At 71.0% G+C, this 12267-nt stretch carries 12 protein-coding genes; 7 read left to right on the top strand and 5 right to left on the bottom strand.

The features are described 5' to 3' along the window. Positions 1–18: 18 nt before the first annotated feature. The 7 genes from OG801_RS04060 to OG801_RS04090 all read left to right on the top strand — a co-directional run bounded on the left by OG801_RS04060 (position 19) and on the right by OG801_RS04090 (position 7445). On the top strand, positions 19–1479 hold the full coding sequence (locus OG801_RS04060) for an NCS2 family permease (protein ID WP_406033833.1): 1461 nt from the start codon (positions 19–21) through the stop codon (positions 1477–1479). Beyond that, on the top strand, positions 1479–2159 hold the full coding sequence (locus OG801_RS04065; RefSeq protein ID WP_406033835.1) for a GntR family transcriptional regulator: 681 nt from the start codon (positions 1479–1481) through the stop codon (positions 2157–2159). The genes OG801_RS04060 and OG801_RS04065 overlap by 1 nt, the downstream gene beginning before the upstream one ends. Positions 2160–2237: 78 nt before the next feature. After that, positions 2238–3011, top strand: coding sequence for an ABC transporter ATP-binding protein (locus OG801_RS04070; RefSeq protein ID WP_406033837.1), 774 nt, complete (start codon positions 2238–2240; stop codon positions 3009–3011). Continuing rightward, positions 3008–3862, top strand: coding sequence for an ABC transporter permease (locus tag OG801_RS04075; protein WP_406033838.1), 855 nt, complete (start codon positions 3008–3010; stop codon positions 3860–3862). Before OG801_RS04070 ends, OG801_RS04075 begins: the two co-directional genes overlap by 4 nt. Before the next feature lie 22 nt (positions 3863–3884). Next, positions 3885–5018 (top strand): hypothetical protein, encoded by a 1134-nt coding sequence (locus tag OG801_RS04080; protein WP_406033840.1) that lies wholly within the window; start codon positions 3885–3887, stop codon positions 5016–5018. Continuing rightward, complete coding sequence (locus OG801_RS04085; protein WP_406033842.1) at positions 5015–6247, top strand: amidohydrolase family protein; 1233 nt, start codon at positions 5015–5017, stop codon at positions 6245–6247. Before OG801_RS04080 ends, OG801_RS04085 begins: the two co-directional genes overlap by 4 nt. Positions 6248–6431: 184 nt before the next feature. Then, complete coding sequence (locus OG801_RS04090) at positions 6432–7445, top strand: amidohydrolase (RefSeq protein WP_406036335.1); 1014 nt, start codon at positions 6432–6434, stop codon at positions 7443–7445. Here OG801_RS04090 and OG801_RS04095 read toward each other — a convergent pair. Genes OG801_RS04095 through OG801_RS04115 form a run of 5 tightly spaced genes read right to left on the bottom strand, consistent with a single transcriptional unit; the run spans position 7426 to position 12266 of the window. Continuing rightward, on the bottom strand, positions 7426–8451 hold the full coding sequence (locus tag OG801_RS04095; RefSeq protein ID WP_406033844.1) for an Atu2307/SP_0267 family LLM class monooxygenase: 1026 nt from the start codon (positions 8449–8451) through the stop codon (positions 7426–7428). The genes OG801_RS04090 and OG801_RS04095 overlap by 20 nt on opposite strands. A gap of 13 nt (positions 8452–8464) precedes the next feature. Continuing rightward, positions 8465–9211: an urease accessory protein UreD gene (locus tag OG801_RS04100; protein WP_406033846.1), complete on the bottom strand. Its 747-nt coding sequence runs from the start codon at positions 9209–9211 to the stop codon at positions 8465–8467. Continuing rightward, entirely contained in the window at positions 9192–9911 is a 720-nt protein-coding gene (gene ureG / locus OG801_RS04105; RefSeq protein ID WP_406033847.1) for an urease accessory protein UreG, read from the bottom strand. Before ureG ends, OG801_RS04100 begins: the two co-directional genes overlap by 20 nt. Then, on the bottom strand, positions 9904–10566 hold the full coding sequence (locus OG801_RS04110; protein ID WP_406033849.1) for an urease accessory UreF family protein: 663 nt from the start codon (positions 10564–10566) through the stop codon (positions 9904–9906). Before OG801_RS04110 ends, ureG begins: the two co-directional genes overlap by 8 nt. Before the next feature lie 5 nt (positions 10567–10571). Next, positions 10572–12266: an urease subunit alpha gene (locus tag OG801_RS04115; protein ID WP_355019766.1), complete on the bottom strand. Its 1695-nt coding sequence runs from the start codon at positions 12264–12266 to the stop codon at positions 10572–10574. Position 12267 lies beyond the last annotated feature (1 nt).

Raw genomic sequence — 12267 nt, forward strand, 5'->3', positions numbered from 1 at the left:
ATCTGCGAAGATGCGGCGGTGAGCATCTCGACCCCGGCACGTACCAACGCTCTTGACCGGTTCTTCCAGATCAGCGCCCGTGGCTCCACGGTCGGGCGCGAGGTCCGCGGCGGTGTGGTCACGTTCTTCACGATGGCCTACATCGTCGCGCTGAACCCGCTGATCCTCGGGTTCGCGGAGGACGTGAACGGCGACCTCCTCGGCGGCACCAGCGGCGACAACCTGGCCGCGATCGCGGCCGGAACCGCGCTGGTCGCGGGCGTGATGACGATCCTGATGGGCCTCGTCGCCAACTACCCCCTCGCCCTGGCGACCGGGCTCGGGCTCAACGCGTTCGTGGCGTTCTCGATCGCCGGCCAGATGACCTGGGCCGACGCGATGGGCCTGGTGGTGATCGAGGGTCTGGTGATCCTCGTGCTGGTGCTGACCGGGTTCCGGGAGGCGGTATTCCACGCCGTCCCGCGCGAGCTCAAGACCGCGATCTCGGTCGGGATCGGCCTGTTCATCGCACTGATCGCCTTCGTCGACGCCGGGTTCGTACGCCGCATCCCCGACGTCGCGAACACCACCGTGCCGGTGCAGCTCGGCCCGACCGGGCAGCTCGCGGGCTGGCCGGTGCTGGTCTTCGTCATCGGCCTCGCCCTGGTCATCACCCTGTGGGTGCGCAAGGTGCGCGGCGCGATCCTGATCTCGATCGCGGTGACCACGGTGCTGGCGATCATCGTCGAGGCGATCGCCGGGATCGGCAGGAGCAGCGCCGAGAACCCGACCGGGTGGTCGCTGAACGTTCCGGCCCTGCCGGACAAGGTCGTCGACTGGCCGTCATTCGCCACGCTCGGCGAGTTCAACCTGCTCGGCTCCTTCGAGAGCGTCGGCATCGTGACCGCGGTGCTGCTGATCTTCACGCTCATGCTCGCCGACTTCTTCGACACCATGGGCACGATGACCGCGATCGGCTCCGAGGCCGGGCTGCTGCGGAAGGACGGCACCCCGCCGCGTACGCGCTCGATCCTGGTCGTCGACTCGCTGGCCGCCGCCGCAGGTGGCGCGGGCGGCGTCTCCTCCAACACCTCCTACGTCGAGTCGGCCTCGGGCGTCGGCGAGGGCGCCCGCACCGGTCTGGCTGCGGTCGTCACCGGCGTGCTCTTCCTGCTCACCACCTTCCTGGCTCCGCTGGTCACGGTGATCCCGTCGGAGGCGGCGGTGCCTGCCCTCGTGCTGGTCGGCTTCCTGATGATGCAGCAGGTCAAGGACATCAACTGGGCCGACCCGGACATCGCCATCCCGGCGTTCCTGACGATCGCGCTGATGCCGTTCACCTACTCGATCTCGGTGGGCATCGGCGCCGGCTTCCTGGCCTACGTGCTCATCCAGGTCGTCCGCGGCAACGCCAAGAAGGTGCACCCGCTGATGTGGCTGGTCGCGGCCATGTTCGCCGTCTACTTCGCGATCCACCCGATCTCGAGCTGGATCGGCTGATGGACAGTGTGGCGCCGGATCCGGCCACCCGGCAGCCGTTGCGCGAGGTGGTCGCCCGCGACATCCGCCGCAAGATCATGGCCGGCGAGCTGGCTCCGGGCGACCGGCTGCGTGAGCAGGCGCTCGCCACGGAGTACGGCGTCTCCCGCGTCCCTGCGCGGGAGGCCCTGCACGTGCTGGCCCAGGAGGGGTTCGTCGACACCGTCCCGCGACGCGGCGCGACGGTGGCGTTCCCCTCGGCACAGCGGACCCGGCAGCTCATGGTCATCCGGGAGAACCTCGAGGTCCTCGCGGCCGGGCTCGCGGCCCGGCGCCGTGGCGGCGACCAGGGCGAGGAGCTCACCGAGGTGCTCGAGCTCGGCACCCGGGCGACCGCCACCGGCGACTACGCCGCGCTGCCGGAGCTGATCGCGCGGTTCCACGACGCCGTCGGGATCGCCTCCGGCAACGACGAGCTCGCCAAGATGACCCGGTCGCTGCGGATGCAGGTGCGCTGGGTCTTCGAGATGCAGCTCGAGGAGCGCTCGGGACAGTCGTGGAAGCACCACCAGGAGATCGCCGAGGCGATCCTGGCCGGCGACCAGGAGCGGGCCGAGTCCTCGATGCATGCCGATGTCACCCGTGACGCCGACCTGCTCGTCGACCTGCTGGTGGCCCGCGCGGAGCGCCAGCGCCCCTGATCTCGACTTGAACCCGGCGTAACCAGACCGGCCGTCGTCTGAAACGGGGACGAAACCGCGCGCTGTTTGTATACAAGAATGATCGAACGGTATACGGAGCCGCCCGTGCTGGTGGCCGGCAACAGCGTCACCAGGTCGTTCCCCAACGGCACCACCGCGCTCGCCGAGGCGAGCTTCGAGATCCGCGCCGGTGAGTTCGTCTCCTTCGTCGGGCCCTCGGGCTGCGGCAAGTCGACGATGCTCCGCATGGTCGCCGGCCTCGACCTGCCCACCAGCGGCAGCGTCGAGCGTGGCGACGGCGAGGTCGGCTACGTCTTCCAGGACGCGACGCTGCTGCCGTGGCGTACCGCACTGGGCAACGTGGTCCTCCCACTGCGGCTCGCCGGGACGAAGAAGGCGGAGGCCGAGGAGCGGGCACGCGTGGCGCTCGAGGTCGTCGGGCTGGCTGCGTACGCGGACCATCGGCCGGCCCAGCTCTCGGGCGGGATGCGGATGCGGGTCTCGATCGCTCGCTCGCTGGTCCAGCGCCCGGAGCTGTTCCTCTTCGACGAGCCGTTCGGGGCCCTCGACGAGATCACCCGCCAGGACCTCAACAGCCAGCTCGACACCCTGATGGCGACCGACCCGTTCACCGGGATCTTCGTGACCCACTCGGTCCCCGAGGCGGTCTTCCTCTCCGACCGGGTGCTGGTCTTCTCCTCCCAGCCGGGACGCATCGTCGCCGACCTGCGCATCGACCTGCCCCGGCCGCGTCCCGAGGGGCTGCGCTTCACCAGCGAGTACGCCGACCTGTGCCGTCAGGTCTCCGACGCGCTCGCCGGCGCCCACCGCAGCACCGAGGAGGCGGCATGACCACGCTGGTCGAGACCAAGCCGGAGACCCGCGCGCTGACGACGGTCCCGTTCCTCCGCTTCGACCCGGGCCACGGCAGCCGGACCGTACGCTGGGTCGCCCCCATCCTCACTCTGGTGGTCGTCCTCGGGGTGTGGACGCTGGTCAGCACCCAGCTCCTCTCCCCCACCCGCCAGTTCCTGCTGCCCTCTCCCTGGGAGGTGCTCGAGGCGGGCTTCCTGGAGCAGGCCGGCCGCACCGAGATCTTCACCGCGCTGTGGTCGACCACGAAGGTCGCCCTGGTGGGTCTGCTGCTGGCGATGGCGATCGGTGTCTTCTTCGCGATCGTGATGAGCCAGGCCCGCTGGGCGGAGGCGTCGTTCTATCCGTACGCGGTGATCCTGCAGACCATCCCGATCCTGGCGATGGTGCCGCTGCTCGGCTTCTGGTTCGGCTACGAGTTCACCTCCCGGCTGATCGTGTGCGTGCTGCACTCGCTGTTCCCGATCATCACCAACACGATGTTCGGCATCGCCTCGGTCGACGACAACCTGCACGACCAGTTCTCGCTCTTCCACGCCTCGCGGTGGCAGCGGCTCATCCACCTGCAGCTGCCCGCCGCGCTCCCGGCCGCGCTCGCCGGCTTCCGGATCTCGGCCGGGATGGCCGTGGTCGGCTCGATCATCGCCGACTTCTTCTTCCGGCAGGGACAGCCCGGCATCGGCCGGCTGATCGACACCTACCGGCAGAGCCTCGACACCGACCTGATGATGGCCGCCCTGGCCGCCTCCTCGCTGGTCGGGATCGCTCTCTTCCTGCTCTTCGGCGCCGTCCTGCGCGCCGTCGAGGCCCACCGTTCACCTCGCCGCTGACCCCCACACTGGAGAGAACCCCATGACGTACGCCCGTTGGACCCGGATCACCGCAACCACCGCCCTCGCCGCGCTCGCGCTCACCGGTTGCGGTGTCAGCGAGGAGGCGATCGGCGACCCCGACGCCCCGAAGGGATCGCTCGCCGCCGCCTGCCCGTCGACCGTGGTCATCCAGACCGACTGGTACGCCACCCCCGAACGATCCCCCGCCTACAACCTGATCGGCCCCGACGGCGAGATCGACGTCGACAAGGGTGCCTACGTCGGCGAGATCGGCGACACCGGCGTCACCGCCGAGATCCGGCTCGGCGGGCCGTTCATCGGCGGCCAGCCGGTGACCGCGCAGATGTATACCGACGACACCATCGACCTCGGCGTGGTCGCCACCGACATCGCGATCCGCGACTACGAGAAGTTCCCCACCCGCGGGGTGTTCACGATGATGCAGAAGTCGCCGTTCATGGTGATGTTCGACCCGGCCAAGTTCCCCGAGGTGAAGACCTGGGACGACGTCAAGGCCACCGGTGCGCCGGTCCTGCACGCCCAGGGTGTCAGCTGGGTCGACTACCTGGCCCATGAGGGCCTCGTCGACACTCAGCAGCTCGACGGCTCCTTCGACGGCAGCCCGAGCCGGTTCGTCGCCGACGACGGCGCGCTGTTCCAGCAGGGCTACGTCAGCAACGAGCCCTACCGCTGGGAACACGACGTCGCCGAGTGGGCGAAGCCGACCGCCCACCTGATGCTCGACGACGCCGGCTACAAGGTCTACCAGCAGGCGTACGCGGTCCGGGCGGACGACGAGGAGGCGCTGAGCCCGTGCCTGGAGGAGCTGGTGCCGCTGCTGCAGCAGTCGGAGATCGACTACCTGAAGGACCCGAAGCCGGTCAACGACACCCTGATCCAGATCGCCGACGCCATCAAGGACGGCCCCCCGATCACCCCCGGCGGCAACGCGAACTCGGTGAAGGTCCAGGTCGAGGAGGGGCTCGTCGCGAACGGCCCGGACGGCGCGTACGGCAGCTTCGACGTCGCGCGCGTCGACAGCGTGATCGAGACGATGACCGCGGTGCTGAAGGACGGCGGCAAGGACGTCCCGGAGATCACCGGCGACGAGCTGGTCACCAACGACTACATCGACCCCGAGATCAAGCGTTGACGACTCCGATCGCACGAATTCTCGGGGCCCGTACGTCCACCGGCCTGGTCGATCTCGGGATCGACGCCGGAGTGATCTCCGCGGTCTCCGACCCGTCCCCCATCGGGCCGGAGACCGTGGTGGACGCCGCCGGGGCGGTCGTGATGCCCGCCTTCGTCGACGCCCATGTCCACCTCGACAAGGCCCATCTGCTCGGCGCCGGTGGGCTCGAGCCCACCGGCCCGGGCGTGGGCCCGGCGATCGCGCTGATGCAGGAGGTGCGACGTACGCAGCCCGCGGGGATCGTCGAGGTCGGCGCCCGGCGGGGCGTGGAGTCGCTGGTGCGCCACGGGGTCGTGGCCGCGCGGGCGCACGTCGAGGTCGACGCCGACATCCGGCTCGACATGCTCGATCTGCACATCGCGCTGCGCGAGGAGAACGCCGAGCGGATCGAGCTGCAACTCTCGGTCTTCCCGCAGAATGGGCTCACCCGCGAGGTGACCGCGCTGATGAGTGCCGCGCTGCGACACGGCGGCGGCGTCGTCGGCGGCTGCCCCTACGTCGACAACGACCAGGAGGCCCACCTCGACACGGTCTTCGGCCTGGCCGAACGGTTCGGGCTGCCGGTCGACCTGCATCTCGACTTCGATGACGACCCCTCGGGGTCGATGGTCGCGGCCGTCGCCGAGCGCACCCGCGCCCTCGGCATGCAGGGCCAGGTCACCATCGGGCACGTCACCAAGCTGGCGGCGATGCCCGTGGACGAGCAGGAGGTGACGTACGCCCTGATGGCGGAGGCCGGGATCTCGCTGGTCGTCATGCCGGCGACCGACCTCTATCTCGGCGGGGCCGGTGAGCCCGGCAGCCGCAGCCTGGCTCCGCTGGAGCGTGCCCACGCCGCCGGGGTGCGGGTCGCGGTCTCGAACAACAACCTGCACAACGCCTTCTCGCCCTACGGCAACGGCAACCTGCTCCAGGCTGCGTGGACCGCCGGGCTGACCCGGCAGCTGGTCGGCCCTGAGATGCTGGACCTGCTCGTCGCCTCGATCACCGACCACCCGGCCGGGATCCTCGGACGGGCCCCGCACGGCACGACCGCCGGCGACGTCGCCGACCTGGTGGTCCTGGACACCGACGAGCCGCACCTCGTGGCGCTGCAGGTGCCCTCGGTCCTGGCCTCGATCCGGTCGGGGGCGCTCGTGCACGAGCAACGAAGCATTCGTACGCAGACCATGGAGGTCACCTCATGACCGGCATCAGGACACTTCGCAACGCCACCCTGGCCGACGGCTCCCGAGTCGATGTCTCGGTGGCCGACGGGAGGATCTCGGGGATCTCGCCTGCCTCGTCGGCGGCGGCCGGCGCGGACCTGGACCTGGGCGGCGCGCTCCTCCTGCCGCCCTGGTCAACGGTCACGCCCATCTGGACAAGACCCTGGTCGGCTCCGGTTGGCAGCCACACCGCCCCGGCACGACCGTCCGTGAACGGGTGGCGGCGGAGCACACCCTGCGCGGCGAGGTCGGCGTGCCCGTGGTGGAGCGTGCTCGCGCGCTGGCGGAGCAGATGATCTCGTTCGGCACCGGGACGGTGCGTACGCATGTGGACATCGACCCCGAGGTCGGCCTGGCCGGGCTGGAGGCGGTTCTGGAGGTGCGCGAGGCTCTTCGTGACCGGCTGCGCATCGAGATCGTCGCCTTCCCGCAGAGCGGGATCACCACCTCGCCCGGAACCGAGAAGCTCCTCGACGAGGCGCTGGCCGCGGGTGCGGACCTCGTCGGCGGGCTCGACCCCGACGGCTTCGACGGCGACGCCGAGGCCCACCTCGACGTCGTCTTCGGGCTCGCCGCCCGGCACGGCGCCGGCGTGGACATCCACCTCCATGACCTGGGCGCGAGCGCCGTACGCCAGTACGAGCTGATCGCCGCCCGCACCCGCGCCGAGGGACTGGGTGGAAAGGTGAACGTCAGCCACGCGTACGGGCTCGGCTCGATCCCCCTCGAGGAGGCCCGCCGGGTCGGTGGGCTCTTCGCAGAGGCGGGCGTCTCGGTGCTGACCAACGGGCCGGCCGGGCCGATGCCGCCGGTGCTGGCGCTGCGCGAGGTGGGCGCCACTGTCTGGTCCGGCTCGGACAACATCCGTGACGCCTGGTGGCCCTACGGCGACGGCGACATGCTCGCGATCGCGCGCCAGGTCGCCTACCAGTCCGGGTTCCGCACCGACGAGACCCTGACGGTGGCGCTCGACCTGGTCACCGACGCGGCCGCCCGGGCGCTCAGGCTGGAGGCGTACGGCATCGTCGTCGGCGCTCCGGCGGACCTGCTGGTCCTCGACGTGCCGACGCCGGTCGCCGCCATCGCCGCCAACCCCACCTCGCGGACTATCCTGCATGCCGGCGAGGTGGTGGCGACGCGCTCGGAGACCGTCGAGGTCAGCCCAGCATGTCCTTGACGAGCGGCACGACCTGGGTGCCGTAGAGCTCGATCGAGCCCATCAGATCCTCGTGCCGCACCTGGCCCTGGTCGTACTTCAGGTCGAACCGGTCGACGCCGAGCACCTTGATGGTGCCGGCCAGCTTCCGGGCGACGGTCTCCGGCGAGCCGACGTATAGGGACCCGCCCTCGATCTCGCGCTCGAAGTCGCCGGGCGAGGGCGGCGGCCAGCCGCGCTCGCGGCCGATCTGCGTGCGCATGGCCAGCCAGCCCTTGTAGACCGTCTCGCGGGCCTGCTCGTCGGTCGCCGCGACGAACCCGGGCGAGTGGACGGCGACGCGCTGCCGCGACACCCCGAACTCGTCCTGGGCGCGCTCGAAGAGGTCGATATAGGGCGCGAACCGGTCGGCCGGGCCGCCGATGATCGCCAGGAAGAGGCCGAAGCCGTGGCGGGCGGTGCGTACGACAGACTCCGGGCTCCCGCCGACGCCGACCCATGCGGTCAGGCCATTCTCGGTGCGCGGGAAGACCTCCTGGTCGGTGAGCGCCGCGCGGGTGCGGCCCTCCCAGGTGACCTTCTCCTCCTTCAGCAGGGCGGCGAGCAGCTCGAGGCGCTCCTCGAAGAGCTCCTCGTAGTCGGCGAGGTCGAAGCCGAACAGCGGGAACGACTCGGTGAACGACCCGCGCCCGGCGACGATCTCGGCGCGGCCATGGGAGACCGCGTCGAGGGTGGCGAACCGCTCGAAGACCCGCACCGGGTCATCCGAGCTGAGCACGGTCACCGCGGAGCCGAGCCGCAGCCGCTCGGTGCGGGATGCGACCGCGGCGAGCACCATCTCCGGGCTGGAGACGGCGAAGTCGCGGCGGTGGTGCTCTCCCACGCCGAAGAAGTCGAGCCCGACCTGGTCGGCGAGCACACCCTCCTCGACGATGTTCCGGATCACCTGCGCGTGGTGCTGCGGCTTGCCCTCGGCGTCGCGGGTGACCCCGCCGAAGGTGTCCAGGCCGAACTCGATGTCAGTCACGCCTGTTGAAACCTCAACCAGTCGTGGCGCATTCCCAAGGCCCCGCCGGGACCTCGTGGGTCTCGCCGGCCAGGTGGCGCCACAGGGTGCCGCCGCGCTCCAGGTCGAGTCTGCCGTCCGGGCACACGTCAGGCGGTACGTCTCGGCCGAGCGCCGTGACCGACGCGAGCACGCGGTGTCTGCCGAGAATGCCAGGCACCAGCGAGCTCGCGTCCAGGTCGAGGGACTCGATCAGGAGCGGCCGCCCGTCGGCCTGATGGGCCGACCAGGTGGTGGCCACCCGGCCGGGGCGCTCGCGGTGGCGGCCGAGGACGAGGGTCTCGCGCAGGGCGAGCCTCGCACTGGGAGCGAGGGTGACCCGGGTGTCGCGGGTGACGTCGGCGCCGGCGGAGACCACGAAGGGCTCGCCGGCCCAGACCAGGGTGGCATCCGCAGCGAGGGTGATCGCGACCGCCCAGGACGCGTGGCCGCCGTCCATGTCGTAGGCGACCGTCCCGGCCGGCTCGACCAGGGTCAGGCTCGCGCCCTCCCCCACCTCGACCTCGACGGTGACCTGGTCGCCGGCCAGGAGCATCGCGCCGTCGGGGACCAGCGAGATCCGCGCCGAGCGGGCATCACTGGAGAGCAGCATCGGCCGTAGCGCCGGCGCGGTCGAGGGTCCGGTGACATCGGTCTCGACGCGCACCCGGCCGCTGTCGACGGCCCCGACCCGCACCCGGGTCAGGGAGCCGCTGGCCAGCTCAGGCGTGCTGGTGGTCATGGGTGTGGCTGGTGCCGTCCGCGTGGAAGTGCGGCGCCATCGGACCTGGGTCGGCGGGGACCAGGGCGCCACCGCGGTGCCGGGCCAGCTCGGACCTCACCCACGCCACCAGCGCCTCGACCGAGGCCGGATCGGTGCGCGAGAGCGCGATGACCGGGCGGCCCTCGCGGACCGACCCCGCGTCGGAGACCATCGCGACCGGGTCGACACCGACGTACGGAGCGAGGTCGGTCTTGTTGACCACGAGCAGGTCGGCGCGCTCGATGCCCGGGCCTCCCTTGCGGGCGACGTCGCCACCGCCGGCGACGTCGATCAGGAAGATCTGGGTGTCGACCAGCGCCGGGGAGAAGGTCGCGGTGAGGTTGTCGCCGCCGGACTCGACCAGGACCACGTCCAGCGGCGCGAACTCCTCCTCGAGCTCCTCGACGGCGATCAGGTTGGCGGTGACGTCGTCACGGATCGCGGTGTGAGGGCAGGCGCCGGTCTCGACGGCCCGGATACGGGCCGGGTCGAGCACGCCGGCGGAGCGGAGGAAGCGGGCGTCCTCGTCGGTGTAGATGTCGTTGGTGACCACGCCGATCTCCAGATCGGCGGAGAGCTCACGGCACAACAGAGCGATGAGCGAGCTCTTGCCGGTACCGACCGGACCGCACACCCCGATGCGCAGCCCCCTGCCGTTCTTCGTCGCGTTCTCAGGCACTGAACAACCTCCTGGTCGTGTGGGCGTGGGTCTGGGCCCACAGGTCGAGCTGGGGCGCGCTGGGCGCCGGGATGTGTTGGGGATCGGTGAGCGGGGCGACCTCGGTGGCGAGCCGCTCGGCCTCGGGGAGCAGGTCGTGCACCCACGAGGTGGCATCGAGCGGGTCGAGGGGCAGCAGCTTGAGGGATGCCGAGGCGACCGTCTGCAGATCGTCGTACGCCACCAGCCGGGCCAGCGTGGCCGGCGCGATGCCACTGGTGGCGGCCGCCGCGGCCAGGACGATCGGGCGGCACGGCCGCTCGAGGCCGGCCACCTCCGCGAGGTGCGGCGAGTCCGGGAACAGCCGCCTGACCAGCCGCAACAGCGCACGGCCGAGGGTGCGCGAGGTGTCCCGCATCGGGGCCGCCGGGGTGCGGGCCGCCCAGGCGTCGTAGACCGGCTCCAGCGGCAGACCGGCGCGCAGCCGATGCAGCGCGACCACCGCCGTGCCCGCCTCGACCCTCACGACGCTGGCCAGCCGCGACCGCATGAAGAGCGGCACCTGCTCGGCGGCGAGCCCCGAGCGTACGGCCGCCTCCAGCTGGCCCGACTGGGTGTGGCCGGCGACCGGGAGGCGCGCGTCGGCCAGCAGCATCATGAGCAGGTCGTCTGACATCGCGCTCAGAACATCGAGTAGAGCTGCGTCAGCGGCAGCTCGGTCGCGGGGGCGGGCTCGATCAGCTCGCCGTCGACGTGGATGCGGAATGTCTCGGGCTCGACCCGGATCTCGGGGGTCGCGGAGTTGTTGACCATGTCGGCCTTGCCGATCTCGCGGGTGGGCGAGATCCCGACGAGACGGCGCCGCAGACCGAGGCGATCGGCCAGCCCAGCCTCCAGCGCGGACGGCGCTACGAACGAGACCGCGTGGTCCGCACCCGGCCCCACCAGCGTCGGTCGCATGAGCACCGGCTGCGGGGTCGGGATGGAGGCGTTCGGGTCGCCGAGGGCACCCCAGATCAGGGCGCCGGACTTCATGACGACCTCGGGCCGGATGCCGAAGAACCGCGGGTCCCACAGGACCAGATCGGCCATCTTGCCGGGCTCCACGGAGCCGACCTCGGCGGCGATCCCATGCGCGATGGCGGGGTTGATCGTGTATTTCGCGACGTACCTCTTGGCTCTGATGTTGTCCGCCTTCCCACCCAGGGATCCGAGCCGGGCCTTCATCGCGTGGGCGACCTGCCAGGTGCGGCAGACGACCTCGCCGATGCGGCCCATCGCCTGCGCGTCGGAGGAGGTGATCGACAGCGCGCCGAGGTCGTGCAGTACGTCCTCGGCGGCGATCGTGGTGGCCCGGATCCGGGACTCGGCGAAGGCCAGGTCCTCGGGTACACGCGGGTTGAGGTGGTGGCAGACCATCAGCATGTCGAGGTGCTCGGCGACGGTGTTGACGGTGTGCGGCAGGGTCGGGTTGGTGGAGCCGGGGATGATGTGGGGCAGCGAGGCGACCGAGAGGATGTCGGGCGCGTGCCCTCCCCCGGCGCCCTCGGCGTGGAAGGCGTGGATGGAACGGCCGGCGATCGCTGCGACCGTCGACTCCAGGTAGCCCGCCTCGTTGAGCGAGTCCGAGTGCAGCGCGACCTGCAGGCCGTGCTCGTCGGCGGCCTTGAGAGCGGCATCGATCGCTGCCGGGGTCGAGCCCCAGTCCTCGTGGACCTTGTAGGCGGCGGCTCCGGCGAGCGCCTGCTCGGCCAGCCCGGCCGCGGAGACGGTGTTGCCCTTGCCCATCAGCAGCAGGTTGACCGGCATGTCGTCGAGCGCGCGGTGGATGGTCTCCAGGTGCCACGGTCCGGGGGTGACCGTGGTGGCCTTGGAGCCCTCCGAGGGTCCCGTGCCGCCGCCGCCCACGGTGGTGATCCCGGTCGAGATCGCCTCGACGATCTGGGACCTGGACAGCAGGTGCACATGGACGTCGATCGCCCCGGCGGTGAGGATCTTCCCCTCGCCGCTGACCACGTCGGTGCCCGGTCCGATGACCAGGTCGGGGTGGACGCCGTCGGCGATGTCGGGATTGCCGGAGCGACCCAGGGCGACGATCCTTCCGCCGCGGATGCCGACGTCGGCACGGACGATGCCCCAGTGGTCGAGGACGAGGGCGTTGGTGATCACCGTGTCGAGGGCACCCTCGGACCGCGGCACCGTCGACTGGTTCATCGACTCGCGGATCGACTTGCCGCCGCCGAAGACCGACTCCTCGCCACCTGCGGTCAGATCGTCCTCGACCTCGATCCAGAGGTCGGTGTCACCGAGCCTCACCTGGTCGCCGGTCGTGGGGCCGTAGAGCGCGGCGTACTCGCTCCTGCTGATCTCCACCATG

Origin of the sequence: Nocardioides sp. NBC_00163 (genome assembly GCF_045206295.1) — a bacterium.
Classification (GTDB): Bacteria; Actinomycetota; Actinomycetes; order Propionibacteriales; family Nocardioidaceae; genus Nocardioides.

Bases quoted from the DNA above. Each gene is read 5' to 3' on its own strand.
- OG801_RS04115 (WP_355019766.1), bottom strand. From the start codon at position 12,266: ATGGTGGAGATCAGCAGGAGCGAGTACGCCGCGCTCTACGGCCCCACG.
- OG801_RS04065 (WP_406033835.1), top strand. From the start codon at position 1,479: ATGGACAGTGTGGCGCCGGATCCGGCCACCCGGCAGCCGTTGCGCGAG.
- OG801_RS04075 (WP_406033838.1), top strand. From the start codon at position 3,008: ATGACCACGCTGGTCGAGACCAAGCCGGAGACCCGCGCGCTGACGACG.
- OG801_RS04070 (WP_406033837.1), top strand. From the start codon at position 2,238: ATGATCGAACGGTATACGGAGCCGCCCGTGCTGGTGGCCGGCAACAGC.
- OG801_RS04110 (WP_406033849.1), bottom strand. From the start codon at position 10,566: ATGTCAGACGACCTGCTCATGATGCTGCTGGCCGACGCGCGCCTCCCG.
- OG801_RS04080 (WP_406033840.1), top strand. From the start codon at position 3,885: ATGACGTACGCCCGTTGGACCCGGATCACCGCAACCACCGCCCTCGCC.
- OG801_RS04100 (WP_406033846.1), bottom strand. From the start codon at position 9,211: ATGACCACCAGCACGCCTGAGCTGGCCAGCGGCTCCCTGACCCGGGTG.